The sequence below is a fragment of the Streptomyces sulfonofaciens genome, assembly GCF_014656295.1.
GTDB lineage: Bacteria > Actinomycetota > Actinomycetes > Streptomycetales > Streptomycetaceae > Streptomyces > Streptomyces sulfonofaciens.
Genome location: NZ_BNCD01000004.1, coordinates 76,222 through 102,073, shown reverse-complemented (window position 1 = coordinate 102,073; position 25,852 = coordinate 76,222). Strand labels below are relative to the sequence as shown.

The 25,852-nt window shown below is 74.7% G+C and carries 20 protein-coding genes; 10 read left to right on the top strand and 10 right to left on the bottom strand.

Annotated features, from left to right (window positions below):
• Window positions 1-16: 16 nt before the first annotated feature.
• Together IE313_RS08525 and IE313_RS08520 are read right to left on the bottom strand one after the other, a co-directional pair.
• Window positions 17-1,732, bottom strand: a complete 1,716-nt coding sequence (locus IE313_RS08525) for a class I adenylate-forming enzyme family protein (protein ID WP_189930366.1) — start codon at window positions 1,730-1,732, stop codon at window positions 17-19.
• Window positions 1,729-2,508 carry an SDR family NAD(P)-dependent oxidoreductase gene (locus IE313_RS08520; protein ID WP_189930365.1) on the bottom strand — a complete coding sequence of 260 codons (780 nt, stop codon included), beginning with the start codon at window positions 2,506-2,508 and terminating at the stop codon, window positions 1,729-1,731. The genes IE313_RS08525 and IE313_RS08520 overlap by 4 nt, the downstream gene beginning before the upstream one ends.
• 176 nt (window positions 2,509-2,684) lie before the next feature.
• On the opposite strand from IE313_RS08520, the gene IE313_RS08515 reads away from it, so the two are divergent.
• A complete protein-coding gene (locus tag IE313_RS08515) occupies window positions 2,685-3,935 on the top strand; it encodes an exo-beta-N-acetylmuramidase NamZ family protein (RefSeq protein ID WP_189930364.1) in 1,251 nt (416 codons plus the stop codon).
• A gap of 94 nt (window positions 3,936-4,029) precedes the next feature.
• On the opposite strand, the gene IE313_RS08510 is transcribed toward IE313_RS08515, so the two are convergent.
• On the bottom strand, window positions 4,030-6,912 hold the full coding sequence (locus IE313_RS08510; RefSeq protein WP_189930363.1) for a penicillin acylase family protein: 2,883 nt from the start codon (window positions 6,910-6,912) through the stop codon (window positions 4,030-4,032).
• A gap of 251 nt (window positions 6,913-7,163) precedes the next feature.
• Between IE313_RS08510 and IE313_RS08505 the strand changes: the two genes are divergently transcribed.
• Window positions 7,164-7,766, top strand: a complete 603-nt coding sequence (locus IE313_RS08505; RefSeq protein WP_189930362.1) for a hypothetical protein — start codon at window positions 7,164-7,166, stop codon at window positions 7,764-7,766.
• A 610-nt stretch (window positions 7,767-8,376) separates the two neighbouring features.
• Window positions 8,377-8,838: a MaoC family dehydratase gene (locus IE313_RS08500; RefSeq protein ID WP_189930361.1), complete on the top strand. Its 462-nt coding sequence runs from the start codon at window positions 8,377-8,379 to the stop codon at window positions 8,836-8,838.
• 70 nt (window positions 8,839-8,908) lie between these two features.
• Here the strand turns inward: IE313_RS08500 and IE313_RS08495 are convergent, their stop codons facing one another.
• Both IE313_RS08495 and IE313_RS08490 read right to left on the bottom strand, forming a co-directional pair.
• On the bottom strand, window positions 8,909-9,535 hold the full coding sequence (locus IE313_RS08495) for a TetR/AcrR family transcriptional regulator (protein ID WP_189930360.1): 627 nt from the start codon (window positions 9,533-9,535) through the stop codon (window positions 8,909-8,911).
• Window positions 9,536-9,687: 152 nt separating this feature from the next.
• Window positions 9,688-10,839: an acyl-CoA dehydrogenase family protein gene (locus IE313_RS08490; protein WP_189930359.1), complete on the bottom strand. Its 1,152-nt coding sequence runs from the start codon at window positions 10,837-10,839 to the stop codon at window positions 9,688-9,690.
• Between the two features lie 74 nt (window positions 10,840-10,913).
• Here IE313_RS08490 and IE313_RS08485 point away from each other — a divergent pair, with 74 nt between their 5' ends.
• A complete protein-coding gene (locus IE313_RS08485; protein ID WP_189930358.1) occupies window positions 10,914-11,561 on the top strand; it encodes a TetR/AcrR family transcriptional regulator in 648 nt (215 codons plus the stop codon).
• A 153-nt stretch (window positions 11,562-11,714) separates the two neighbouring features.
• Here IE313_RS08485 and IE313_RS08480 read toward each other — a convergent pair whose 3' ends face one another.
• Window positions 11,715-13,061 carry a YbfB/YjiJ family MFS transporter gene (locus IE313_RS08480; protein ID WP_189930357.1) on the bottom strand — a complete coding sequence of 449 codons (1,347 nt, stop codon included), beginning with the start codon at window positions 13,059-13,061 and terminating at the stop codon, window positions 11,715-11,717.
• 424 nt (window positions 13,062-13,485) lie between these two features.
• On the opposite strand from IE313_RS08480, the gene IE313_RS08475 reads away from it, so the two are divergent.
• The 3 genes from IE313_RS08475 to IE313_RS36170 all read left to right on the top strand — a co-directional run bounded on the left by IE313_RS08475 (window position 13,486) and on the right by IE313_RS36170 (window position 16,666).
• Window positions 13,486-14,409 (top strand): LysR family transcriptional regulator, encoded by a 924-nt coding sequence (locus IE313_RS08475; protein ID WP_189930356.1) that lies wholly within the window; start codon window positions 13,486-13,488, stop codon window positions 14,407-14,409.
• Window positions 14,410-14,590: 181 nt separating this feature from the next.
• Window positions 14,591-15,922, top strand: a complete 1,332-nt coding sequence (locus IE313_RS36175) for a DPP IV N-terminal domain-containing protein (protein WP_308439153.1) — start codon at window positions 14,591-14,593, stop codon at window positions 15,920-15,922.
• A gap of 15 nt (window positions 15,923-15,937) precedes the next feature.
• Entirely contained in the window at window positions 15,938-16,666 is a 729-nt protein-coding gene (locus tag IE313_RS36170; RefSeq protein ID WP_308439152.1) for an alpha/beta hydrolase family protein, read from the top strand.
• Between the two features lie 22 nt (window positions 16,667-16,688).
• Here the strand turns inward: IE313_RS36170 and IE313_RS08465 are convergent, their stop codons facing one another.
• From IE313_RS08465 to IE313_RS08455, 3 genes are all read right to left on the bottom strand, one after another.
• Window positions 16,689-17,768, bottom strand: a complete 1,080-nt coding sequence (locus tag IE313_RS08465) for a zinc-binding dehydrogenase (protein ID WP_189930355.1) — start codon at window positions 17,766-17,768, stop codon at window positions 16,689-16,691.
• Between the two features lie 286 nt (window positions 17,769-18,054).
• A complete protein-coding gene (locus IE313_RS08460; protein WP_189930354.1) occupies window positions 18,055-20,418 on the bottom strand; it encodes a molybdopterin-dependent oxidoreductase in 2,364 nt (787 codons plus the stop codon).
• Between the two features lie 204 nt (window positions 20,419-20,622).
• Window positions 20,623-21,183 (bottom strand): TetR/AcrR family transcriptional regulator, encoded by a 561-nt coding sequence (locus IE313_RS08455; protein WP_229924478.1) that lies wholly within the window; start codon window positions 21,181-21,183, stop codon window positions 20,623-20,625.
• 464 nt (window positions 21,184-21,647) lie between these two features.
• Here IE313_RS08455 and hmgA point away from each other — a divergent pair, with 464 nt between their 5' ends.
• From hmgA to IE313_RS08440, 3 genes are all read left to right on the top strand, one after another.
• A complete protein-coding gene (gene hmgA, locus IE313_RS08450; protein ID WP_189930353.1) occupies window positions 21,648-22,988 on the top strand; it encodes a homogentisate 1,2-dioxygenase in 1,341 nt (446 codons plus the stop codon).
• A gap of 100 nt (window positions 22,989-23,088) precedes the next feature.
• Window positions 23,089-23,868 carry a GntR family transcriptional regulator gene (locus tag IE313_RS08445; protein WP_189930352.1) on the top strand — a complete coding sequence of 260 codons (780 nt, stop codon included), beginning with the start codon at window positions 23,089-23,091 and terminating at the stop codon, window positions 23,866-23,868.
• 54 nt (window positions 23,869-23,922) lie between these two features.
• A complete protein-coding gene (locus IE313_RS08440) occupies window positions 23,923-25,122 on the top strand; it encodes a type ISP restriction/modification enzyme (RefSeq protein ID WP_189930351.1) in 1,200 nt (399 codons plus the stop codon).
• Window positions 25,123-25,528: 406 nt separating this feature from the next.
• Here the strand turns inward: IE313_RS08440 and IE313_RS08435 are convergent, their stop codons facing one another.
• Entirely contained in the window at window positions 25,529-25,789 is a 261-nt protein-coding gene (locus tag IE313_RS08435) for a hypothetical protein (protein ID WP_189930350.1), read from the bottom strand.
• Window positions 25,790-25,852 lie beyond the last annotated feature (63 nt).

Below are 25,852 nucleotides of genomic sequence, written 5' to 3'. Positions count from 1 at the left end.
TGCCTTCCGTGTCGTCTCAAGCGTCCGGGCGCCGCTGTACCGCCCGCTCCGTCGCGCGCCCGTCCTGCGGCGTGCGGACGGCTGCGTCACGCAGTTCCCGCCGGAGGATCTTCCCACTAGTGGTCTTCGGCAGTTCGGGCAGGATCTCGACGCGCCGCGGGTACTTGAACGCGGCGAGCCGCTCGCGGCAGTGGGCGACCAGTTCGCCCGCGTCCGCAGCGGCGCCCGGACGCAGGCTCACGTAGGCCAGCACCGTCTCGCCGCGGTACCCGTCAGGCACGCCCACGACCGCGGCCTCGCGGACCGCGGGGTGGCCGTAGAGGACGTCCTCCACCTCGCGGGGCCAGACCTTGAACCCGGAGGCGTTGATCATGTCCTTCTTGCGGTCCACCACGTAGAGCCAGCCGTCGGCGTCCATGAAACCTATGTCACCGGTGCGCAGCTCCCCGTCCGGGAAGGTCTCGCCGGTGGCCTCGGGGCGGCGCCAGTAGCCGGGCACCACCTGCGGGCCGCGCACCAGGATCTCGCCGTGCTCGCCGAACGGCACCTCGCGTCCGGCGTCGTCGACGATCCGCACCACCGTGTCGGGCCCCGGCACACCGACGGCGAGCGTGCCGGAGACCGGGTCGACGGGGGCCTCGCGGCCGGGTGGCACGGACGCGCAGGGCGCGGTGCACTCGGTCAGCCCGTAGCCGTTGTGGAGGTAGGGGCCGAAGCGGCGGCGGAACGCCTCGACCAGGGCCGGCGGCAGGGGGGCGCCGCCGGAGGAGATGGTCGAGAACGACGCGAAGTGGTCGCGGCTGACGGCCGGGTGGGCGGCGAGCGCCATGAACGCGGTGGCGGGGCCCACGGTGTACGCGGGCCGGTGCTCGGCGAACGCGTCCAGGACGGTGCCCGGCTCGAACCGGTAGGTGAGGACCAGGGTCCCGGCGTTGGTGAGACCGGCGGCGAGTTCGCAGACCATGCCGGTGATGTGGAAGAGCGGGGCCAGCGCGAAGTACACCGAGCCGGCGGGCAGGCCCTGGCCGGTGCGCTGCCGCTCGACGTTGTACATGATGTTGCCGTGGGTGTTGGTGGCGCCCTTGGGGGTGCCGCTGGTGCCCGAGGTGTAGCTGATCAGGGCGGTGTCGCCGGGGCCGGGCAGGGGGGTGGCCGGAGGCCGGTGGCCTGCGCGTGCGACGGCCACCAGGTCGTCGGCGACGTCGGCCACCGGGCGCCGCTCGAAGGACAGCACCCGCGGGTCGTCGCGGCTCTGCAGGTCACGCTCGCAGGCGGTGAGCACGATGCGCACCGGTGTGCCCGCGGCGGCCTCGCGCAGATAGCCGTCGAAGGCCCGGTCGGCGCAGACCAGTGCCGTCACCTGCGCGTCGGTCAGCACGTGCCGGACCTCGGCCGCCTTGTACATCGGGTTGACGGGGACCACGACCGCTCCGGCCTTCCAGGCGCCGAGCAGGGCGATCACGAAGTGCGGGCTGTTCTGGAGCATCAGCGCGACCCGGTCGCCGGGCACCAGCCCGCGGGCCGCGAGGTGGCCGGCGACGGAGTCGCTCAGCTCGTCGGTCTCGCGGTAGCCGAGCCGTCCGTCGAAGTAGGCGAGCGCGGTGCGCTCGGGCGCCGCGCCGACGGCGGCGGCGAACGCGTGCAGCAGCGAGTCGGGCGGGTCGACCGGGGCGCGCTGTGCGGCGTTGAGGACGCCGAGCCAGGGCTTGGCGGCGTAGTGCGAGGAGGTCATGCGCCGTTCGCCTCCCACTTCTGGTGGAGCCGGTTCATACCGTCCAGCCAGCGATCCGGTTCGGCGGCGCGGGCCCGGACGTACTCGGCGACCTCCGGGTGCGGCAGGATCAGGAAGCGGTCCTCGGCGATGCCCGCGAAGAGCGCGTCGGCGACGTCCTGCGGGTCGACGGCGGTCGGTGCCAGCAGCAGCTCGCCCGCCGACCCGGCGGCGGTGAGCATGTCGGTGCGCACGCCCTGCGGGCAGATCGCGTGGACCTTGACGCCGCGGTGCCGGTAGGTCAGCGAGAGCCACTCCGCGAAGGCGAACGCGCCGTGCTTGGTGACGCTGTACGGGGCGGCGCCGACCATGGTGAGCAGGCCCGCCGCGGAGACCGTGGAGACGAAGCGGCCGCTGCCGCGGGCCAGCCAGTCCGGCAGCAGGACGTGGGCGGCGCGCACGTGCGCCATCACGTTCACGTCCCAGGCGTTGGCCCACACCTCCTCGGGGGCGGCCTCGCTGCCCTCGGAGCCGACGCCGGCGTTGGCGCAGTAGACGTCCACCGTCCCGCCCAGGGCGTCGCGCGCGTCGGTCACGGTGGCGGAGGCGTCGCCGGGCACCGGGATGCCGCCGCACTCTGCGGCGACGGCGGCTGCCTTGTCCGCGTCCAGGTCGTTGACGACCACCCGTGCGCCCGCGGCGGCGAAGGAGCGCGCCAGGGCGGCCCCGATACCGCCGCCCGCGCCCGTCACCACCACACGCGTCCCGTCCAGGCTCCCTTGCAGGGTGTCCACCATCGGTCTCCCTCGACTCGGCTGCGAGGTCAGACTAAGCGGTCGGTCAGGAGCTGGGGAAGGGGGGCGGTGCGATCGGGCCGCCCCGCCTCGTTCCCCCTGCGGAGCCGGCGCGCTAGCGTGCGGGCGGACCGGCTTGGCGATCACGTCCCCTCACGGTCCCGTACGGAGGTCACCTGATGAACCTGAACAGACGCAGCCTGCTCGCCGCCACCGCGGCATCCGTGGCCGCGACGGCGGCCGGCGCCGCACCCGCGGCGGCGGACGACGGCCCCGGCGGCCGGCGGCTGCGCACCGGCTTCGAGCGGCTGGCCGACGACGGCTTCGCGCTGCTCGACGGGCAGAAGGTCGGCATCGTCACCAACCCGACGGGGGTCACGCGCGACGTCCGGCACATCGTGGACGTGATGCACGCCGACCGGCGGGTGAACCTGGTCGCGGTCTTCGGCCCCGAGCACGGCTTCCGCGGCACCGCCCAGGCGGGCGGCTCCGAGGGCCGCTACGACGACCCGGCCACCGGGCTGCCGGTCTACGACACCTACCAGGTCAGCGGGCAGCCGCTGGCCGACATCTTCACCACGTCCGGCGTGGACACCGTCGTCTTCGACATCCAGGACGCGGGCGCCCGTTTCTACACGTACATCTGGACGCTGTACGACTGCATGGAGGCCGCCGCGCTGGCGGGTAAACGTTTCGTCGTGCTGGACAGGCCCAACCCGGCCACCGGCCGCGACGCGTACGGCCCCGTGCTGCACGAGGAGTTCGCCAGCTTCGTGGGCCGCAAGCCGATCGCGCAGCAGCACGGGATGACGGTGGCGGAGCTGGCTCGGCTGTACAACGGCGAGTTCCTGGCCAAGCCGGTGCCGCTGGAGACCGTGCTGATGACGGGCTGGAAGCGCACGGACTTCTACGAGGCGTCCGGCCTGCCGTGGGTGCTGCCGAGCCCGAACATGCCGACCACCGACACGGCCCTGGTCTACTCGGGGACCTGTATGTTCGAGGGCACCCTCCTCTCGGAGGGCCGCGGCACCACACGGCCCTTCGAACTGCTGGGCGCCGACGGCGTCGACCGCCACTGGGCCGAGGCCGCGAACGCGCTCGAACTGCCCGGCGTCCACTTCCGCGAGGCCTACTTCGCGCCCACGTTCAGCAAGTTCCAGGGCAAGACGGTGGGCGGTCTGCAGATCCACGTGCACGACCGCGCCGCGTACGACCCGGTGCGCACCGGGGTCGGCCTGCTGGTGACCGCCAAGCAGGTGTGGGACGGCTTCGGCTGGCGGGAGGACAACGCGATCGACCGGCTGACGGGCAGCACCCTGGTGCGCACGATGGTCGACGCGGGCGCCGGCACCGACGACATCGTGGCGGCCTGGCAGGACGAGCTGTCGGCGTTCCGCGCGGTGCGCAGGCACTACCTGCTGTACCGGTAGGAGCCCGGCGGCGCCGGTCGCACCGCGGACGGGGCCGGGACGCGGGACCGGGACGCGGCGGCGGACCGCCGCGGCCCCGGTCCCCGGGGCCGCGCTACCTGTGGTCCGGGAACTCCACCACCTGCTGGTACGTCGGCCGGTTCTGCCACTGGATCGGGTCGTGCTCGATGCCGCCCAGCGGCCGCTGGATGATCGCGTCCGAGCACCACTGGTCGCCGGCGTCACAGGAGTCATCGCCGGGGTACACGGTCGTCGCGGGCTCCGCGGCGGCCTCGGCGAGGCTGGTCAGCAGCGCGTCGCGGCAGGCGTCGAGCGCGCCGGCACCGCAGTAGGCCGTCCCGAGCGGTCCGTCCACGGGCTCTCCCAGCACCTTCCGGATGTCCTTGTCGACATATCCCCACCATCCGTACTGGAACGAGGAGCCCGCGTGCCCTCCGGTGGGCCCGTGGCTCGCCGACGGGGACTCGTCGACCGTGAGATCCCTGGTCAGCGCGTTCCATAGGGGGTCGCCGAGACCCGGCCTGAACTCCGCCTCCACCAGCTTCGGCCACCAGGCGTCCATGATCCGCACCGCGTCGGCGTGCGCGTAGCGGTGCGAGCCCGCGGAGGTCTCCCTGCGCTGTGCGCCGTCGTCCCGCCAGGACTCCAGCCGCTGCACGGCCGCGCCGAGGGCCGGATCGTCGATCGGCTTGCTGCGCAGCACCTTCAGCAGTGCGGGCAGCACCCGCTCACCGCGCAGGTCGGTGAGCGCGGCGTCCTCCATCGCCCGGGTCAGCGCGGCCCTGGTGACCCCGCCCTGCCGGGTGAGCCGCCGCACCCGTTCGTCGAGCAGGTCCGCGCGGTGCACGGCGCCGAAGCTGAAGGAGGCGGCGGAGTAGTCCTCGGCCTGCTTGTTGTTCCAGGAGATGTAGTAGTCCTGGTCGATGGAGTTCGGGTGCTGGGCGTCGGGCGTGCGGGCGGCGGTGTTGTCGGTCGGGTCGAAGTCCTTCCACTCGTAGGCCGGCTCCGCGTCGACCGGGAAGGACGGGTCGACGCCGGGGGCGCGCTGCGGGTTGGCGCCGCTGTTGAAGTACGCGATGTCGCGCGAGTCCGCGTAGAACCAGTTGAAGGTGTAGTTGATGTGCGCCGCGGCCTGCTCGAAGGTCCTGGCGTCGGTGACGTACGACGGGTCGTTGAGCATCTGGAAGCCGATGATCGAGTCGGCCTCGTGGCGGTAGGTGGAGCGCAGCAGGGTGTAGGCCACCGGCTTGCCCCCGACGGTGGCCCGGTGCGTCACGATGCCGTAGTTCGTCCGCAGGACCTGCATCCGGTAGGAGCCGGCGGCGGTGGAGTCCGCGAGCGTCGGCTTCCAGGAGTTGGTCCGCTCCAGCTTCTCCATCGGGGTGCAGGTGCCGTGGTAGAGGTAGCCGGTGGACTGCTTCGTGGGCGCTCTGCCGTCCGGCTCGCACAGCCGCACCGCATAGGTGTCGATGATGTCCTGGGCCGCCGTGGTCGCCGACCAGGCGTAGTCCTGGCCCCTGCCGAGCTCCACGTACATGCCGATGCCGGCGAACGACACGCCGTGCGCGCTGATCCCGGGGCCCTGCAGCTCCTGCATCATCAGCAGTTGCGGGGCGAAGTAGCCGGTCTGCGGTCCGAAGACGGCGACCGGGTGGCCGCTCGCGGTGTGCGCGCCGGAGACGAGCAGCGCGTTGGACATGCCCTTGACGGCACTGGCGTCGCCCTGCCGCGAGAACAGGTCGGCGGGCAGCACCCCGCGGTCGAAGAGGCCCCGCAGCGGTTTCAGCTCGGCGCTCGCCCCGACGGGGTCCTTCCTGTGCCGTGCGCCCTGCTCGGCGGAGCCCGTGCGGTCGTACACCAGCGGTTCCGCCTCGACGGAGCCGGGGTCGGGGAGCGCCTCGCCCCGCGGCTGGTCCGGCCTGCCCGCGTACGGGAAGGAGCTGCCGTCGTGGACGGTCAGCACGGCCTCGGGGTCGTTGCGCCCGCGGAACGACTCCCAGATGCGGGTGCCGTCCGTGACGCCGTACTTCTGCTGGGCGGCGAGCAGGGAGAGCGCCGCGTCGACCTCCCCGCCGCCGCCCCCGCCGAACAGGCTGCCGACCACCGAGGCGAGCGCGATCATGTCGGTGATCCTGAAGGGCTCGATCTCGCCTGCGTTGGTGATGGGGTCGATCTTGCCGGTGAGGTCGTACTCGCCGGGGAAGGTGCGGTCGTATCTGGCCTTGACCCGGTAGGCGTTCAGGCCGTCGATGTATGCCTGGGCGTCGGTCATGGCCTGCGCGCCGCGCGCGCCGCCGTGCTCCCTGATGTAGTCGACCTGCCTCTGCAGGTCCTGCTCGGTGTACGGGGCCTGCGGCCAGAACTGCTGCTCAAGGCCCTGGTTGGCCGCGGCGCCGCCCGCGAAGGAGGTCAGCTCGCCGCGCCCGATGTGCCGGAAGAGGTCGATCAGCCAGAGCCTGTCCTGCCCGGCCGCGTAGCCCGCCCCGAACTCCGTGCCGTAGCGGGTGGTGCCCCGGACGTGCGGGACGCCGAACTTCCTGTCCCGGGTGATCGTGACGTCGTCGCGCGGGCGGGTGACGGAGGCCACCTGGCCGTCCGGGACTCCGAAGGACGAGTCATTGAAGAACTGCGTGAGTGTGTCATCGGTCAGGGACGGGTAGCCGGAGGACAGGGCATCGTACGGCCCGAGCTCGTCGTCGGCATGTGCCGGCTGGGTGCCGAACACCCGGTTGGCCAGGATCTCGGCGAGCGTGGCGCTGCCGTTCGCGCCCGGCGGCAGGATGTCGGCGCACTGGCCGGCGCAGTAGTCGCCGTTCGCGGGACCGTCGGCGGCGGCCTGGCCTGCCGGGGCCCCGAGACACAGAGTGATCACAAGAACAGCGGTGGTGCCGAGCGATCCGAGGGGTCTTCCCGAGCGCAGTCGGCCTTTCCCACCGAATACGGCGCCGAGGGCGGTACGTGGGGTGCGGCGGCGCATGTGCGGCTCCTCCCGACGATGGTGAGCCGGAAGGTTACCGGTGGTATCCAGGGTGGTGAAGATGAGCACACGTCACGTTTTCGCCATCCCCGCGGTGCCGGCGGCGGGCGCCGCGGCGCGGTGCGGTGACCACCGGGAAACCGGAGGGAGCCGATACGCGTCGCGATACGTCTATTCGACGGCGTTCGACTGGTCGGCACGTCGGGCGTCGCCGTGGAACACAAGTGCAGGTGTGACGGAGGTGCAGGGCGATGGCCGGTTTCCGGAGTCTCGCGAGACAGGTGCGCGACCCGCAGTGCGACATGGCGCTGCGGCGGTACTCCCTACGGAAGTGCCTGGAGAGATTCGCCCCCTACGGGCATCGGGCGACATGGGACCACCTCTGCTCCCGCACGGGCATGGACCCTGAGGACAGGTCCCCCGATCCGGCCAGTCTGGTGGCCGCGCTCGACGAGTTGGAGGAGGCGCGTGCGGTGTGGCTGGCCTACGAGGCCAAGTTCGCCGAGCGCCGCAAGCGGGAGAAGCACGACGGGCTGCGCAGCCCGGGCAGCATCGACGACTGGCACCGGCTCACCTGGGGCGGTTGCGGAGTGGCCTGGTGCGACGACCCCGGGGTGCACCCCCACGAGCCGCTGGCCGAGGTGCTGCGGCGGTTGATAGCGGGACTGGAACGCAAGCCGGGCGCAGCCTGCCCGGTGTGCGAGGACACCCGTCTGACCTGGAAACACGGGCTCGCGCACGAACCCTCCTCGGGTCCGGTCTGCACCCACTGCGGCATCGTGGTGCCGCGGCCGGTCCTGACCCAGAGGGCGCTCGCGGAGGCCCGGAGGACACGTCTGCTGGTCTCGGCCTGACCCCCTGACCCCCAGACCCCATACCACAGACCCCGATCACAGACCCCCGATCCCAGGACCCGCCCGGCCCGGCACCCGAGCTGCCCGGCCGATCCCGCGGGTCCCGGAACGACGCCCGGCGCGTCCGGCCCGATCGTGTCCTGCGCGGTTGGCGACCCGCGACATCCGGCAGGGCCGCGGTCCCGGCCCGCCTGTGCTGCGGGCCACCCGGGGCCGGTCCGATCGCCCAGGGCCGCACGGTCACCGGCGCGACGGTGGGACCGCCGGCCCGTACCGGTGGGGGCCGCCGGCGCGTACCGGTGGCACGAGGAACGGGGCCCACCCGCCCTGGCCTTCCTCGCTTCCCGGTCCCTTCCCGGCCACGAGCCGGGACGCGGACCCGGACCCGCGCCCGCCGGAGGCGTCGTCCAAGTCCGGCACGTCCGCGCCGCTACGCGCGAAGAACCGCCCGCCGATGCGTCCACGGAACCTTCCTCGGGGGCCTTCGGCACTCCGGGGACCCCGCCGACGCCCGCCCGGCGGCCCGCGTTGACATCCTTCCGCCGCCCCAGCATGCTGAGCAAGCGCTTAGGCAAGTGCTGGACTGAACGGTGCCGGGAGGCCAGGGAACATGGCAGAGCCGAGGATCTTCACTTCCCCCGACGAGCTGCGGGCCGCGGTCGGCGAGCAGTTGGGGCACAGCGACTGGCTGGAGATCGACCAGAAGCGGATCGACCTGTTCGCGGAGGCGACGGGCGACCACCAGTGGATCCACGTCGACCCGGAGAAGGCCGCCGCGGGCCCGTTCGGCACCACCATCGCGCACGGCTATCTGACGCTGTCCCTGCTGCCGGTGCTCGTGCCGCAGATCATGGCGGTGCAGGGCGTGACCATGGGCATCAACTACGGCACGAACAAGGTCCGCTTCCCCGCCCCCGTCCCGGTGGGCTCGCGCGTGCGCGGCACGGCGGTGCTCAAGGAGGTCGCGGACGCGGGCGGCGGCGTGCAGGTGACCGCGCTCGTGACGGTGGAGCGGGAAGGACAGGACAAGCCGGTATGCGTGGCGGAGTCGGTGTCGCGCTACCACTTCTGAGGGCCGGCGGCCCGGACGCCGGGACGTCCGGGGCGGGGCGCCCTCGCGTGCCGGGGGCCGCGGGCGGGCGCTACCCCTTGGCCCCCACCATCCGCAGCACGAGGTCGGCGTAGAGCGCGCCGACCTCGTCGGGTGTCCGGCGGCCCGCGGCGTTGAACCAGCGGGCGACGTCGACACAGAGCGAGAGCACCGCGAGCGTGGTGCCCTCGACGTCGTGCACGTCGAACTCCCCGCCCCGGGCGCCGTCCTCGATGAGGTCGCGGATCACGGCGTCGGTCCTGCGGCGCAGCGCCATGATCTCGGCGCGCGCCTCGCCGCCCAGCGCGTCGAGCTCGTACTGCACCACGCGTGCGGTGGTGGTCTGCGCCGCGTGCCAGCGCACGAAGGAGCGGACGGCGTCGGCGAGCCGCTCGGCCGCGCTGCCCGGGCGGTCGGCGGCGGCCCGCAGGATCTCCAGGGCCTTCTCGTGGCCGATCCTGCTGATGCGGTGGAGCAGCTCCTCCTTGGTCCTGTAGTGGATGTAGAGCGCGGCCGGACTCATACCGGCCCGGCCGGCGATGTCGCGGGTGGTCGTCGCGTGGTAGCCGCGCTCGGCGAAGGCGTCGACGGCGGCGATCAGCAGTCGCCGGGCCGCGTCGGGGCCGACCTCCGCCCACGGCCCGCCCTCGTCGCCGGCCGTCCGCTCCACCGCGCCCATCGCAGCCCCTTCCCGTGGCAGGACGCACACGATACCGGAAGGCTGAGCGAGCGCTTAGATGGTCCACGGCCCGGGTGCGGCGGCCCCGGCGGGGGCGCCGGGGCCACGCCCGAGCGGCCCGCCGCCGCCCGCGGGCGGCGCCGTCGTGCTCCTCAGAACGCGGAGACTCCGGTGAGGGCGCGGCCGATCACCAGTTTCTGTATCTGGCTGGTGCCCTCGTACAGGGTCATGACACGGGCGTCGCGGAGCAGTTTGCCGACCGGGTACTCATCGATGTAGCCGTAGCCGCCGAAGACCTGGAGGGCGTTGTTGGCGGCGCGCACGGCCGCCTCCGAGGCGAAGAGCTTGGCCTTGGAGGACTCGGTGGCGAAGGGCTCGCCGCGGTCGATCAGGTCGGCGACACGCCAGGTCAGCAGCCGGGCGGCGTCGACGTCCACCGAGATGTCGCTGATCAGCTCCTGGACGAGCTGGTGCCGGGCGATGACCCCGCCGAACTGCTCGCGCTGGGTGGCGTAGCCGACGGCGGCGTCCAGGGCCGCCTGCGCGATGCCGACACAGCCCGCGGCCACCGACATCCGGCCCTTGGCCAGCGCGGACATGGCGACCGCGAAGCCCCGGCCCTCGGGAGCGAGCATCGCGGACGCGGGCACGCGGACGTCGTCGAGGACGAGTTCGGCGGTGGCCTGGCCGCGCAGGCCGAGCTTGCCGTGGATCGGCCGGCGGGCGAGGCCCGGGCTGTCGGCGGGAACGAGGAACGCCGAGACGCCCTTGTGCCCCGGCGCGTCACCGGTCCGCGCGAACAGCAGCACCACATCGGCCCAGGTGCCGTTGGTGATGAACATCTTGGTGCCGGTGATCCGGTAGTCGCCGCCGTCGCGCACCGCACGCGTGGCGAGGTTCCCCGCGTCGGAGCCGGTGCCCGGCTCGGTGAGGCCGAAGCAGCCGACCAGCGAGCCGGAGGTCAGCCCCGGCAGCCACCGCTGCTTCTGCTCCTCGCTCCCCCACTGCCCGATGCTCTTGGCGACGAGGCCGAGCGAGACGGAGACGATGCCGCGCACCGAGGAGTCCCCGCGCCCCAGCTCCTCCGTGACCAGGCAGTACGAAAGGTGGTCACCGCCCGAGCCGCCGTACGCCTCGTCCAGGGTCAGGCCCAGGAAGCCGACCTCGCCGAGCTTGCCCACCACCGACCTGTCCACGGCCTCGGCGCGGTCCCAGGCGGTGGCGTGCGGAGTGACCTCGCGGGCCACGAAGTCCTTCGCGAGCTGCCTCACGGCATGCTGCTCCTCGCTGAGTTCCAGGTTCACTGCACGGCACTCCTCGGCGCGGGGGGTTTAATTAGCACTGCTAGTTTGTTGTCGGCAGCCCTACTATGTGCCGCATGGCCCGACCGCGCAAGCCCCTCCTGAGCACCGACCGCATCGTCGCCACGGCCCGCGCGCTGGTGGACGCGGAAGGGCTCGCAGCGGTCTCGACCCGCCGGCTGGCCGCCGAACTGGGCGTCAGCGGGCCCTCGCTCTACAACCACTTCCGCACCAAGGACCAGATCCTGGAGGCGGTCGCGGACTCGGTGAGCGCCCAGGTCGACCTGTCGATGTTCGAGGACGGGCGCAACTGGCGGGACGCGCTGCGCGACTGGGCGGTCTCCTACCGCGCCGCCCTCAGCGAGCACCCGCACATCGTCCCGCTGCTGGCCTCGGGGCCCGGCCGCCGCCCGGCCGGCCTCCGGCTCGCGGACGCGGTCTTCGGGGCGATGGTGGACGCGGGCTGGCCGCCCGCGCACGCCACCTCCATCGGTGCCCTGATGCGTTACTTCGTGATGGGCTCCGCCATCGGGTCGTTCGCGCGGGGCTTCGTCGACGACGCCGCCGCGTACGACCCGGCCGACTACCCGCACCTCGGCCAGGCCCATCTGCTCGCCGAGCGCCGGCAGAAGATCGACGAGCGTGCCTTCGAGACCGGCCTCGACGCCCTGCTCGACGGGCTGTCCCTCCAGTACGAGAAGGTGGCGGACGGCGGGCGGCGGTAGCCGGTCCCCGCCGGGGTGCGTCCCCGCCGGCGTGCCCCCTTGCCGGGGTGCGGCGTTGCGGGAGGTGCGTCCCGGTGGCGTCCGTACGGCACGTGCTTGGGCACGGGCCGCCCACGGTGGGCCGGGTGCGGCGGCCGGGTGCGGCTCCCTCCGTCAGGCGCCCCTGCCGTCCGGGGCAGGGTCGGAGTCCGCCGGGCCGGGATCCGCCGGGGCAGGGTGCGCCGCGGCGGGGGGCGTGGGGCCCGGGGGCACCGGGCCGGGGACCGTCGCGGTCCGCCGCAGCGGGGTGGTGTGCCGCGGCGCCGCCATGTGGTGCGGGAAACCGACGCGCAGCACCGCGGCGGCCGCGGCGGCCGCGAGGACCACGGCGGCGGCGAGGGCCAGCGCCTGGTGGTAGCCGTGCCCGAGCAGCGGCGCGACGGCCAGGGGACCGAGGATCTGCCCGACGGAGTACCCGGCGGTCAGCAGGGCGACCGAGCGCTTGAACCGCAGGTGGGCCCCCGTGGCGAGGGCGAGCGTACTGACGCCGATGAACGTCGCGCCGAACAGTGCGGCGGAGAGCAGGGCGGCCGCCACTCCGCCGACCAGGGCGGGCAGCGCGATGCCCGCGGCCTGGATGACGAGTGCCGCAAGGAGCAGGTCGGGGCGGGACCGGCGGCGCCCGAGCCAGGCCCACAGGGCCGAGGACGGCACGGCCGCGAGGCCCACCAGCACCCAGGCTCCGCTGCCGAGCCGCCCCGGGGAACCCTGCTCGATCGCGGCGACCAGGAAGGTGCCGGCGACGATGTAGCCGACTCCCTCCAGCGTGTAGGACACGAACAGGGCGGTGAACCAGCGGTGCGTGCGCGGCGCCCTCGCGCCGGCCGCCGCGCTGCCGGAGTGCGGGCCTGCCGTGCCGGACGCCTCGGGGCGCAGGTGCCACGCGGCGGCGGCGAGGAGGGCGGCGAGTGCGGCCGAAGCCCACCAGGCGGCCCGCCAGTCGGCGGCCGAGCGCAGTGCGAGGACGAGCAGGCCGGACAGCGCGATCCCGGCACCGACTCCACCGAACGCCCAGCCGGGCAGGTGAGCGGGGTGCTCACGCAGGTGGCTGAGGAGGGAGCTGACCGCGATGACGAAGATCAGGGCACTGGCCGCCCCGGCGAGCAGCCGCAGCACGATCCAGACCGCCGTGCTGTGGGTGCCCGGCATCAGGGCCAGGCTGGCGGTCAGTACCAGCAGGCAGACGCGCAGGAGCGCGGAGGAGCGGACCAGCGCGGGGGCCAGCGTGCCCGCGAGCGCGCCGGCGAGATAGCCGACGTAGTTGGCCGTGGCCAGGTTCGCGCCGGCGCCCGCGGACAGTCCCGCCTGGGCGTGCATCAGCGGAAGGATGGGCGTGTAGACGAAGCGGCCGACCCCCATGCCCGCGGCCAGTGCGGCGGCGCCCCGGACGACATGGCCCCAGGGCGAGGGGGCCGGGGTGTCTGCGCGGGCCGAGGGGGCGTGCGGGGGGCGTGCGGTCATGGCGAGTTCCTTGCGGGGGCGTGTCGGGTCGAGAGGTGGCGCGTGCTCGTACCGGTGGGGCGGCGTCCCGTCGGCGGCTCCGGGGCCGCCCGGACCGCCGGTCCGCCGCGAGCGCCGACGGCACCGAGGACGCCGAAGGCGGCAACTGCCCGGCCGCGGGCCACCGGGTCCCGACCGGCGCCAGGGATCCGACCGGCACCGCAGGGCCGCGCACGAGCCGGATCGCGACCGTCCGCGGGCCCACCGGGCCACCGGCCGGCGGGCCACCGCCCGCCGTCCCGTGCCGGCTGCCGGGGCCCCGCGGAGCCGCGGTGCGCTCGCACGACGGCGTGCCGTCCTGCGCTCATCCTCCTCCCGCGACCGGGCGGGACGCCACGACCTGCGCCCTCCCTGCTGATAGGCGCAGCCTCCCACCGGACGTACCATGACGGGCGTGGAGCTGCGCCAACTGCGGTACTTCGTAGCGGTCGCCGAGGAGCTGCACTTCGGCCGGGCCGCACGGCGGCTCCTGATCGCGGGCCCGTCGCTGTCCCAGCAGATCAAGGCGCTCGAAGGCGACCTCGGCGTGCGGCTGTTCGACCGCGACCGCCGCTCGGTGTCCCTCACCTCGGCCGGTTCCGCCCTGCTCCCGCACGCACACGCCCTGCTGGAGGGGGCCGAGGACCTCCAGAACCGCGCCCGCCGGCTGTCCGGCTCTGAGCCGGTACGCCTCGGCTGCGTCAACTGGCTCCCTGCCGACCTGGCCGTCCGCGCCTCCGCGGTGGCCCGGCTCCACGTCGACACGTGGATCGCCCCCTCGCACGTCCAGGCCGCCCGGGTCGCCGACGGCAGCCTGGACCTCGCCGTGTGCTGGGTGCGGTCGAAGGACCTGGAACGGCACGGCCTGCGCGCCCGGCTCATCGGCGCCGACCGGCTGCACGCCCTCGCTCCCGCCGGCGGCACCGGCGACGTGGCCGCCCGGGACACCGCCGTCCTCCTCGACGACGACACCGCCTCCTGGTCGTCCTGGAACGCCTACGCCGAGCAACTGGCCCACGACACGGGGGCCCGTGCGATCCGCGTCTCGGACGGCGGCGTCACCGGCCCCGCGTTCTTCGACCACGTCCGCCGCTGCGGACGTCCGGTCGTCAACTCCCCCAAGGGCCAGACCGCCGCGCTCCCGCCCGACCTGGTCCGACGCCCGGTCGTGGCACCGGAGATCTACTGGACCTGGTCCCTGGTGCGGCGGCGCGGCGAGGTCCGCTCCGCGGTCCTCGCCGTCGTCGACGCCCTCTGCGACGGCGTGGGCGACCTCGGCATCCACGGCCCGGGCGCCTGGCTGCCGGACGGCGACCCCTACCGGCGCTGAAGTGTCACCCGGGCGCCGTCCCGCCGGCCCGCACTCGCCGTCGGACTGAGCGTGCCGGTGAAGCGCACAACAGGAGCACCGGTACATCAGCCACTACCGGGTCCCGCGCCTCGACCGACCCGCCAGGCTCCCTCGATTCGAACTCTTGCCCTAATAACGGTGCCGTGCCAGGCTGCTCGGCGTGGCGACGCCCTCCCTTCCCGCTCAGCTCGTCCGCACCGGGTGCTTCACGCACGGCGTGCCGGGACAGTTCACCCTCACCGAGGACGAGGCGTCGCTGCTGTTCCTGCGCGGCCGCACGGGAGACGATCCGGTGGCCTGCCTGTGGGCACTGGACCTCGACACGGCCACGGAGCGGCTGCTCGCGGATCCCGCCGGACTGACCCCCTCCCCCGCTGCCGGGATCGGGGCCTACGCCACCGACCGGGCCGCCCGGCTGGTCTCCTTCGCACTGGCCGGCGGGCTGTGGACGCTGGACGCCGCGGGCGCGGGCGCCACCCTGCTGCCCGCGAAGGCCCCGGTGAGCGATCCGCGCCCCGATCCCGCCGGTCGGCACCTCGCCTATGCGGGCGCCGGCGCGCTGCGGGTGATCGGGGCCGACGGCACCGGGGACCGCGCGCTCGCTGCGCCCGAAGGGCCCGGCATCGCCTTCGGTACCGGAGAGCACACGGACGCCACCTCCGCGGACGGTCCGCGCGGTTACTGGTGGGCTCCGGACGGCAGCCGCCTGCTGGTGGCCCGCGTGGACACCACGGCCGTACCGCTCTGGCACCTGGCGGACCCGGCGGAACCCGGCCGGCCGCCGAGCGCGCTGCGGTACGCGGCGGCCGGCACCGCCCATGCCGAGGTCTCGCTGTGGATCGCGGGGCTGGACGGGGCGCGCGCCGAGGTGCGCCTGGACCGGAGCGCGTTCGCGTACGTGGTGGGCGCGGGCTGGGACGGCCACGGCCCGTACGCCGTCGTGCAGTCGCGAGACCAGCGCACCGTCCGGTTCCTCGGCATCGACCCGGACAGCGGCCGCACCACCGTCCTGAGCGAGCAGCGCGACGCACGCTGGGTGCACCTGGTCCCGGGGCTGCCGGCGCGCACCGCCGCCGGCGCCCTGCTCGCCCACACCGACGCGGCGGGCACCCGGCGGCTGACGGTGGACGGGGTCCCGGTCACGCCGCACGGGCTCCAACTGCGTGCCGTGCTCGGCACGACCGGCCAGGACGTGCTGTTCACCGCGTCCGAGGACCCGGCCGAGACCCATCTGTGGGTGCTCGGGGCCGGGGGCGGCATCCGGCGGCTGAGCGCGGAGCCCGGCGTGCACACCGGGGTGCGCCGCAGCGGCAGCCTGGTGCACACCGCCCGCGGCGCGGACCGGCCCGGCGGGCGGACGGTGGTACTGCGCGAGGGGCGGCCGGCCGTCCCGGTCGCCTCCCGCGCCGCGCGGCCGGTGCTCGCCCTGCGCACCCGGCACCTCGTCCTCGGGCCGCGCCGCCTGCGGGCGGTGCTCCACCTCCCGTCCTGACACCGCCCGGGCGACGTGCCGCTGCCCGTCCTCGCGGACCCGTACGGCGGTGCCGGCAGCCAGCGGGTCACCGCGGAGCTGGACTGGCGCTGCCTCGTCTCGCAGTGGTTCGCCGAGCAGGGCTTCGCGGTCCTGGTGGCCGACGGACGCGGCACACCGGGCCGCGGCCCCGAGTGGGAGCGGGCCGTGCACGGCGACCTGTACACACCGGCGCTCGACGACCAGGTCAGCGCCCTGCACGAGACCGCCCGCCGGCACCCCGAACTGGACCTGGGCAGGGTCGGCATCCGCGGCTCGTCCTTCGGGGGCTCCCTCGCCGCACTGGCGGTACTGCGCCGCCCGGACGTCTTCCACGCCGCGGTGGCGTCCGCGCCGGTCACCGACCAGCGGCTGTACCACGCCCACTGGCGCGAGCGGTTCCTCGGCCACCCCGACGAGTTCCCCGAGCGCTACGACGCGGCATCGCTGGTGGCCGCGGCCCCGCGGCTGACCCGTCCACTGCTGCTGGTGCACGGCCTCGCCGACCGGAAGGTGCACCCGGCCCACACGGCACGGCTGTCCGGCGCACTGCTGGCCGCGGGTCGTCCGCACGAGGTGCTGTTCCTGCCCGGCGTGGGCCACCGCACGGTGGGCGGCCCGGTCACCGAGCAACTGCTCCACCACCAGGCGCGGTTCCTGCACCGGCACCTGGACGAGCGCCCCGCGGCGCCGGCCGGCGACCCCTCGCCGGCCGGCGACTCTTAAGACGGCGGACGGCGAACGGCGTCTAGAAGACCACCAGCGCACGGCCGCCCTTGCCCGCGAGCATGTTCTCGAAGGCCAGCGGGATGCCGTCGAGGCCGATACGGTCGGTGACGAGGAGGGCGGGGTCGAGCCGGCCGGCCCGGATGTGCTCGGCGATCACCGGCAGGTCGCGGGCCGGGTCGGAGTTGCCGTAGACGCATCCGGAGAGGGTGCGGGACCAGTGGAACAGCTCCAGCGCGTTGAAGGTGACATGCTGGTCCTTGCCGCCGATGCCGACGACCGTGGTCCTGCCGCCGCGCCGGGTGGACTCCCAGGCGCTGCGGATGGTGGCGGCACGCCCCACGCACTCCACGGCGACGTCGGCGCCATGGCCGCCGGTGAGCCCGCGGACGTCCCTGGGCGTGCTGTCGGAGGCGACCACGAACGCGGTGGCACCGGCCGCCAGGGCCAGCTCCTCCTTCGCCGGTGAGACGTCCACCGCGATGATCGTCCCCGCCCCCGCCGCCCGGGCCGCCTGGAGCGTCGCGAGCCCCACTCCGCCGGCCCCGAGGACCACCACCGACTCGCCCGCCCGTACCCGGGCGCAGTGGTGCACCGCGCCGTAGCCGGTGAGCACCGCGCAGCCGAGCAGTGCGGCGTCGGTCAGCGGCACGCCGTGCGGTGCGGGCAGCACGCAGCCGGCCGCGACGACGGTCTCCTCGGCGAAGGCGGCGACGTTCAGGCCCGGGTACAGCTCGCTGCCGTCGGCGCGGTGCGCGTGGACGCGGCGGGCGCCGGTGAGCGCGCTCTCGCAGAGCCACACCTCGCCGAGCGAGCAGGCGTGGCAGACGCCGCAGGACGGGGCCCAGTTGAGGATCACGTCGTCGCCGGGGCCGACATGGCCGACACCGTCCCCGACGGAGACGACGGTGCCCGCGCCCTCGTGCCCGAGCACGGCGGGCACCGGCACCCGCATGGTGCCGTTGGCCAGCGACAGGTCGGAGTGGCAGACCCCGGCCGCGGCGAGGCGCACCCGCACCTGGCCGGGGCCGGGTTCGGGCAGGTCTATCTCGGCCGTCTCCAACGGAGAGCCGACGGCTGGCAGGACAGCGGCGCGGACCACGATCACATACTCCTGGGGTGGGTGCTCGGAACTGGCGGGACCTGGTCGGGAGGGCATCGGCGGGCCCCGTGCGCCCCCGGCGCGCGGCCCGCCCCTGGGAGCCCTTGGCCGCGCGGGGGCGCGGGCACCGCAGCGCGGGCGAGAGCCGCCGCCGCGGGTGCCGGTCCGACGGGCGCCCGCGCGCCAGGCGGAGGCGGCCGCCTCCGTGTCGGCCCGGGCCCGTGCCCCGCCTCGGGGAGGCGCCGGACGGCCCGGCGGCGCGCGGGCGGCCGAGAGCCGCCGCCCCTCACCTCGGTCCCGTCTGCGTCGCCGGCGGCTGAGCGGCCGCCAGGTGCACGCGTACTCCGTTGAGCACCGCGGTTCCGGAGAGCGGGTCGAGGAGCGTGCCGTCCAGGAGCTGGTTGACGTTGGCGCCGGGGTCCTCGGCTGCGACGGACATCCGGGTGCCGGGGCGGTCGTGGCCCCAGCCGTGCGGCAGGCTCACCACGCCCCGGCGCACGGTGTCGGTGATCTCGGCGGGCGCGGTGATCTGCCCCCCGGCGCCCGTGATCCGCACCGGACCGCCGTCCGTGAGCCCGATCCTGGCAGCGTCCTCGGGATGGACCTGGAGGGTGCAGCGGTTGGAACCGCCGGTGAGGGGGCGGACGTTGTGCATCCAACTGTTGTTGGAGCGCAGGTGGCGGCGGCCCACGAGCAGCACGGTGCCGGGTTCCCCGCTGCCGTCGCCCGGTCCGCCGCCCGGTGCGTCGGCGAGTGCGTCCTTCAGCCGCGGCAGGTCCCGGGCGACGGGCTCGGGGAAGAGCTCGACGCGGCCGCTGCGGGTCCTGAGGATGCCGGGCAGCCGGGGCCGCAGGGGGCCGAGGTCGATGCCGTGCGGACGGGCGAGCAGCCGCTCAAGGCTCAGCCCTTCGGCGTCGGCACCGAAGCCGTCCCCGTACGGGCCGAGGCGCAGCATCATGTCGAGCCGCCGCTCGGGGCCGCCCGCTCCGGTCAGCCGGGCCGCGAGCGCCGCCGGGTCCTGGCCGTGCACCGGGGACGCGGGGTCCGCGACGGCCTTGGCGAGGGTCTGCTGGATCACCAGCTCGTCGACGGCGCCGGGATCGGAGCCGTGCATACCCGCCACCGCGGCCACCAGCCTGGCGTGGATCTCCGTCTCCGCCATCCGGCCCTCGTCGAGCGGGAGTGCGGCCGGCGTGTAACGGGCCTGGTTGCGCACCGCGAAGATGTTGAAGGCGAAGTCGTAGTGCGCGCTCTGCGCGGGCGGCGGCGGGGGCAGGACGACGTCGGCGTGCCGGGTGGTCTCGTTCAGGTACGGATCCACGGCGACCATGAAGTCAAGGGACCCCAGGGCCTTTTCGAGGCGCGCGCCGTCGGGCGCGGAGAGCACGGGGTTGGCGGCGATGGCGATCAGGGCCCGCAGCGGTCGGTCCGCGGGGCTGTCGGGGCCGCCTCCTCCCGGGGTGTCGATCTCCTCGGCGAGTGCGGCCAGGGGCAGCTCGCCCTTGGCCTCCGGGTGGCCGCTCACCCTGCTGCGCCAGCGGCCGAGCGCGAAGCCCCTGCCGGGGCCGGGCCGCCTGGGGGCGCGGTCGGTGGCGGACAGCGGGAAGAGCGCGCCGCCGACCCGGTCGAGGTTGCCGGTGAGCACGTTCAGCACGTCCACCAGCCAACTGGTGAGGGTGCCGAAGGCGACGGTGTTGCTGCCGATCCGGCCGTAGACGGCCGCGGTCGGCGCGGCGGCGAGGTCCCTGGCCAGCGCCCGGATGGTGTCGGCGGGTACGTCGCAGGCGGTGGCGACGGCGTCCGGCGTGATGTCGGCCAGCGCCTCCCGCAGGGCGTCGAGGCCGTCCAGGTGCTCGGCGAGCGCACCGGTGCGGACCAGGTCCTCGGCGAACAGGACCTGGACCATCGCGGCGAGCAGCAGGCCGTCCGTGCCGGGCCTGATCGCCACGTGCCGGTCGGCGAGGCGGGCGGTACGGGTGCGCCGGGGGTCGATCACCGTGAGGGTGCCGCCGCGGGCGCGCAGCGCCTTCAGCCGGCCCGGGAAGTCGGGTGCCGTGCACAGGCTGCCGTTGGACTCGACCGGGTTGGCGCCGATCAGCAGCAGGTGGTCGGTGCGGTCGAGGTCGGGCACCGGGATCGCGAAGGGGTCGCCGAACAGCAGTCCGCTGGAGACGTGCTTCGGCATCTGGTCGAGCGTGCTGGCCGTGAACAGGCTCCGGGTGCCGAGCGCGCCCAGCAGCACCGGCGGGTACAGCGCACCGGCCATGGTGTGCACGTTGGGATTGCCGAGGACGACGCCGACGCTGTGCGGGCCGTGGGCCGCGACGACGGGGGCGAGCCCGGCGGCCACCGCGTCGAACGCCTCCTCCCAGCCCGCCTCGCGGAGTTCGCCGTCCTTGCGCACCAGGGGCGCCCGGAGCCGGTCGGGGTCGGAGTCGAGTGCGGGGAAGGCCGCCCCCTTGGGGCAGATGAACCCCCGGCTGAACACGTCGTCGCGGTCGCCGCGCGCGCCGGTCACGCGGCCCTCCTCGATGGTGAGGGCCAGCCCGCAGGTGGCCTCGCACAGCGGGCAGATGCGCAGGGCGGTACGCGTCTTCGCCGGGGCCGGGGCGGATGCCGGGACGTGGTGGGCTACGGGCGTTGCGGGCATGGCTCTCCCCTGATCGGCGCACGGCTGCGAGACGCACGAGCGCCCCGAGCCTACCGACCGGTAGGAACGAACGGCAGCCCCGCCGCCGGGAGTTACGGACAGCGTCCGACCCGGTACGGGCGGTGGCGCCGTACGGCCGGGGCGACGTACGGCCTGGGGCACCGTAGGGGCGGGGGCGGGCCGGATGTGCCGGGCGCGTGCGGCTCAGTCCAGGACGCCCGCCAGATAGGCGCGCAGCAGCAGCCGGGTCTCCTCGATGATCTCCGGGTCGCCGTCCGCGTCCATCCGGAAGGCCAGCCGGACGAGGGCGTCGGCGGACTCCACGGCCACCAGCACGGCACGGCGCAGCGAGGCGTCCGGCAGGAGGCCGAGGTGCGGGCGGAGCAGTTCGGTGAGCCGGCCCGCCACCCGGAGGTTGGGGTCGGCGCCGGGCGAGCCCAGGGGGATCTGGTTGCCGAAGTCGACCAGGGTGAAGCCGGGCGCGGTGCGCTTCATGGCGAGGTACTCGTCGAGCACGGCGTCCATGGCGCCCGGCCAGTCACCCCGCCCGATCCCGGTGAGCCGCCGGGTGACGCGCTCGGCGTAGCGCTCCAGGTTCCGGGCGGCGAGCGCGTCGGCCATCGCGCGCTTGTTGCCGAAGAACCGGTAGACGGTCCCGATGGCGACCTCGGCGCGCTGCGCCACCGCCCGGGTGCTCAGGCGGTCGTAGCCCACCTCGTCGAGCAGTTCGGCGCAGGCGTCGAGGATCCTGCCGAGGCGCTCCACGCTGCGCCGCTGGAGAGGTGCGCGGCGCAGCGTGCCGTGTTCTCCGGGCCCCCTGGGCCGTCTCGGCTCCCCGGGTTCTCGCGGTTCTCCGGACGCACCGGGTGCCCTCCGTGCTCCCGGTGCTCCGGATCCGGGAGGCGCGCTGCTCACCGCGCACACCTCCGGCCGCGGGCCGTCGGCAGGAACCGGGCGGGCGGTGCCGGGCGGAACCGGGGCGGCGGGGACATGGAGGGGAGCGTAGACCCAGCCGCGCCGTCTTGCGCGGGAGATTCTCCAATCCTACGGTGAAGCATAGGATTCATGAGTGGCCTTCCGCGCGGGACCCGGTGGAAACCCCCTGGCGGGAGCCCCCGGTGGAAACCCCGGCGTGCATCCGGGAGGGCCCTCACAGGGAAAGGGAATGCGGCGCGCCGGGCCGGAAAGACCGCCGAGGACGACGCGCCGAGCCGGGCAGAGGAGCGGACATGCACGGGGACGACGCGCACAAGACGGCCGAGGGGCTGACCTACCTCTCCGGATTCGGCAACCAGCACAGCTCGGAGGCGGTGCCCGGGGCCCTGCCGCAGGGCCGCAACTCCCCGCAGCGCGCCCCGGCGGGGCTCTACGCGGAACAACTGAGCGGCACCGCGTTCACCGAGCCGCGCGCCCAGAACCGCCGCTCGTGGCTCTACCGCATCCGCCCCTCGGCCGCCCACCCGCGGTTCACCCGCACCGGCAACGGCGCGATCCGCACGGGCCCGTTCACGGAATCGGTGCCCGACCCCAACCGGCTGCGCTGGGACCCGCTCCCCGAGCCGCCGGCCGGCACGGACTTCCTCGCCGGCCTGTGGACCCTCGGCGGCAACGGCGACGCCACGCAGCGCACCGGTATGGCGGTGCACCTCTACCACGCCGACACCTCGATGACGGACCGCGTGTTCGGCGACGCCGACGGCGAGCTGCTGATCGTGCCCGAGCGGGGTGCGCTGCTGCTGCACACCGAGTTCGGGAGGCTGTACGCGGGTCCCGGCGAGGTCGCGCTGATTCCGCGCGGGGTGCGGTTCAGGGTCGAGCTGCCGCAGGCGGCCGACGGGCGGCCCGGTGCGGCCCGCGGCTACGTCTGCGAGAACTACGGCCGCCCCTTCGAGTTGCCCGAGCTCGGCCCGATCGGCGCGAACGGCCTGGCCAACGCCCGGGACTTCAGGGCCCCGGTCGCCGCCTTCGAGGACACCGACCGGCCGGTGCGGGTGATCAGCAAGTTCTGCGGCAACCTGTGGGAGGCCGTGTACGACCACTCGCCCCTGGACGTCGTCGCCTGGCACGGCAACCATCTGCCGTACGTCTACGACCTGCGCTGTTTCAATGTCATCGGAACGATCAGCTACGACCACCCGGACCCGTCGATCTTCACGGTGCTCACCTCGCCGTCCGACACGCCGGGGCTCGCGGGCGTCGACTTCGTCGTGTTCGCACCACGCTGGCTGGTGGGCGAGGACACCTTCCGGCCGCCGTACTTCCACCGCAACGTGATGAGCGAGTACATGGGCCTGATCGAGGGCGCCTACGACGCGAAGACCGGGGGCGGCTTCGTCCCTGGCGGCGGCTCGCTGCACAACATGATGTCGGCGCACGGCCCGGACCGCGAGACGTTCGAGCGGGCGAGCGCCACCGAACTCGCCCCGCAGAAGATCGAGGACGGCCTGGCCTTCATGTTCGAGACGCGCTGGCCGCTGGTCCTCACCGCCCAGGCGGCCGGGGCGGGGCATCTGCAGCGCGACTACGACGACGTGTGGCAGGGTCTGGAGCGCCACTTCAGGAACGGATGAGCCACCGCGGTGGAAGAGCCGCGGCGGGTCCCGCCGCCACGGCGCGCCCCGGCCGGACGGCTCGGCCGGGCCGTCCGGCGCAGGAACGGATGGAGCTGCCGTGACCGCCTTCACCCCGGACCCGGTCGCCTTGAACCGCAAGCTGCCGCTGTGGTACCAGGTGTCGCAGTCGCTGCGGGCCTCGATACTCGGCCGCGCTCCGGACGCACCGCTCAGGCTGCCCACCGAGGAACGGCTCGCCGGGCACTACGGGGTCAGCGTGCTCACCGTGCGGCAGGCCCTCAAGGAACTGGAGGAGGAGGGCCTGATCAGCCGGCACCGCAGGCGGGGCACCTTCATCGAGCCCGAAGCGCTGGTGCCCACCACCGATCTGCGGCACTGGGGCAGGGGCGCGCCGGTGCGGCTGCTCGGCTCGGTCGACGCGATCGTGGCCCAGCAGTCCGGCATGGTGTCCCGGCTGCTCGCGCACGGCCCCGGCCCGGTGCCCGCCGCGTACGCCCACCACTTCCCGGGCCTCTCCGAGGTGGCGACCTACCACCGGCTGCGCAGCGACGAGCGGACCGGCGAGCCCACCAACCACGCCCGCAACTACGTCCGTCCCGACGCCGCCCGCGGCATCGACCCCGCGGACCTGGAGCGGCAGCCGATGACCAAGGTGCTGCGTGACGGGGCGGGGGTGCGCATCGGGCGGATCACCGACACCGTGGAGGCTCGCCTGGCCGACCCGGAGACGGCACGGCTGCTGAACGTCCCGCTGCTCAGCCCGATCCTGCACTACACCGGCGTCACGCACGACGACGAGGGCCGGGTGCTGGACGTTGCGGTGATCCACTACCGGGGCGACCGGTTCTCGTTCACCGTCACCCTGGACGCGCGCTGAACGCGCCGCCGCGCCGTGCGACCGGCACCGCGCGCCGCCGTGCCCCGTCGTACCATGCCGGGCGTGACCCACGACGACGCGCCGCTGCTCGCGGATCTCCTGCCGTGGTCCGTCGCACCGCTGCGGCTGGGGCGCAGTTGGCCGCTGGCACCGGACGCGGCGTCCCTGAAGGCGCGGTGGGCGGCGCTCGTCAGCGCGGCGGAAGAGGAGCGCGCGGCGCTGTTCGTGCCGAGCCGGGCGCGTACGGTGCACTCCGCGCTGGCCCAGCTTCCGGGGCAGCGCACCGGTACCGGCCGGCTGTCCCGTGAGAGCGGCCCCTGCCCCGAGCCCGTACGGGTGCTGCACGGCCCCTTCGACGAACAGTGGCTGATACCCGACCACCGGCTGATCGACGCGGCACGGCCAGAGCTGTGGCGGGTCGCGGACGGGCACCAGCTCTTCGCCGTCGAACAGGGCCGGGTGCCCGGCGCGGACGGCCCCGCCGTGCTGGCCACCGCGCTGCTCCCGGACGGCCGCTCCCCGGCCGGCCGGCCCGGGCGGATCCGGCCGCTGTACCGCAGGCCCGGCGGGCGTGAGCCCAATCTGGCGCCGGGGCTGCTCGGCCATCTCGCCGCCCGGCTCGGGCGCCGCCCGGCACCTGAGGACGTGCTCGCCTGGGTCCTGGCCACCGCCCGTTCGGGCACCGCGGGACACCCCGTACCGCTCACCGCGGATCCGGACGCCTGGGCGCACGGCACCGCGCTCGGGCACCGGATGCTGCGCCTGATGGCGCGGCGCGGCACCGAACGGCCCAAGCTGCCCGGCGGCCGCCGCCCCTACGTCCGCGCTCCGCTGCCGCCGCGGCCCGCCGAACTGCGGTACGACCCCGACGAGGAGGCCCTGGAGCTGGACGAGGGTCGGATCGCGCCCGTCTCGCCGGCCGCGTGGGACTTCCGGGTGAGCGGGGTGCGGGTGCTGGAGCTGTGGCTGACCCGACGGATCCACCGGCCGCAGCCGGGCCCGCTGGAGGCGATCGGCCCCGCGGCCTGGCCGCAGTCCTGGACGTCCGAGCTGCTGGAGCTGATCACCGTGCTGACCCTGCTGGCCCGGCTCGGCGAGGAGCTGACGGCCTTCGCGGCGTTGCCGCGGGCGCCGCTCGGTGCCGCGGAGCTGCACGCCGCGGGGGTCCTTCCGGTGCCGGAACAGGCCCGTCGTCCGGCGTCGGTGCTCGACCACCCCGAGGAGGGCCCCGAGGGGCAGTTCGCCCTGATCTAGGGCGGTGGGGCCCAGGGCGGGGCATACGGGGCGGGGGCGGTTCGCCCTGATCCGGTGCCGTCCGCTCCTGGCTCCGTTCCTGGCTCCGTGCCGGTGCGGCGCACTGGTGCGCGGGAGGGCGCCGGGCGCGCGGGCCCGGGCGCGCGCAATCGGCGGGTGCGCCCTGGTGGTGGAGGGGTGACGGGGCTCTCGGGTGGGAGGGGGCGCCCGGAGGGCATCAGGTGGCACGCAGGCGCCCGGGCATGCGGGGAGCGCCAGGGGTGGACTGCACTCGGCGGGGCACCGTCGGCGGGCACGGCGGTGTGTGACGGGGCGCGCGGGCGAGGGCGCACGGTCAGGGCGACCGAGGGGTCGGCGGCGGACGGCCGGTGCCGGCGGGCGGGCACCGGCTGGTACCGCCGACCGGTCAGCGGCCGCCGAAGAGGGAGCGGCGCAGTCGCCTCAGGGGCGCGAAGAGCGAGACCCGCTTGACCCGGGCACGGCGGTCGTACGCGGCGTCGTGCGTGATGATCTCACGCATCAGGGACGTCGCCTCGGCCGTCTGGTGCGGCGAGACCGCGGGGCCGCCCAGCACCGCGAGGTGGCGGTCGAGCCGCGAGCTGGTCGCGCTGCTCCCGCACTTCACCGCGGGTACGCGCGCCCTGCTGGGCACCGTTATCTGTTCCATGTCACTCCCCACCGTCTCGTCGCCCACCGTCACTCGTGCACCGTACTGTCGCCCGCTCGTACG

What these genes read in the sequence shown, in the direction of transcription:
- IE313_RS08525 (WP_189930366.1), bottom strand. Translation starts at nt 1,732, where the DNA reads ATGACCTCCTCGCACTACGCCGCCAAGCCCTGGCTCGGCGTCCTCAAC.
- IE313_RS08520 (WP_189930365.1), bottom strand. Translation starts at nt 2,508, where the DNA reads ATGGTGGACACCCTGCAAGGGAGCCTGGACGGGACGCGTGTGGTGGTG.
- IE313_RS08515 (WP_189930364.1), top strand. Translation starts at nt 2,685, where the DNA reads ATGAACCTGAACAGACGCAGCCTGCTCGCCGCCACCGCGGCATCCGTG.
- IE313_RS08510 (WP_189930363.1), bottom strand. Translation starts at nt 6,912, where the DNA reads ATGCGCCGCCGCACCCCACGTACCGCCCTCGGCGCCGTATTCGGTGGG.
- IE313_RS08505 (WP_189930362.1), top strand. Translation starts at nt 7,164, where the DNA reads ATGGCCGGTTTCCGGAGTCTCGCGAGACAGGTGCGCGACCCGCAGTGC.
- IE313_RS08500 (WP_189930361.1), top strand. Translation starts at nt 8,377, where the DNA reads ATGGCAGAGCCGAGGATCTTCACTTCCCCCGACGAGCTGCGGGCCGCG.
- IE313_RS08495 (WP_189930360.1), bottom strand. Translation starts at nt 9,535, where the DNA reads ATGGGCGCGGTGGAGCGGACGGCCGGCGACGAGGGCGGGCCGTGGGCG.
- IE313_RS08485 (WP_189930358.1), top strand. Translation starts at nt 10,914, where the DNA reads ATGGCCCGACCGCGCAAGCCCCTCCTGAGCACCGACCGCATCGTCGCC.
- IE313_RS08480 (WP_189930357.1), bottom strand. Translation starts at nt 13,061, where the DNA reads ATGACCGCACGCCCCCCGCACGCCCCCTCGGCCCGCGCAGACACCCCG.
- IE313_RS08475 (WP_189930356.1), top strand. Translation starts at nt 13,486, where the DNA reads ATGACGGGCGTGGAGCTGCGCCAACTGCGGTACTTCGTAGCGGTCGCC.
- IE313_RS08460 (WP_189930354.1), bottom strand. Translation starts at nt 20,418, where the DNA reads ATGCCCGCAACGCCCGTAGCCCACCACGTCCCGGCATCCGCCCCGGCC.
- hmgA (WP_189930353.1), top strand. Translation starts at nt 21,648, where the DNA reads ATGCACGGGGACGACGCGCACAAGACGGCCGAGGGGCTGACCTACCTC.
- IE313_RS08440 (WP_189930351.1), top strand. Translation starts at nt 23,923, where the DNA reads ATGCCGGGCGTGACCCACGACGACGCGCCGCTGCTCGCGGATCTCCTG.
- IE313_RS08435 (WP_189930350.1), bottom strand. Translation starts at nt 25,789, where the DNA reads ATGGAACAGATAACGGTGCCCAGCAGGGCGCGCGTACCCGCGGTGAAG.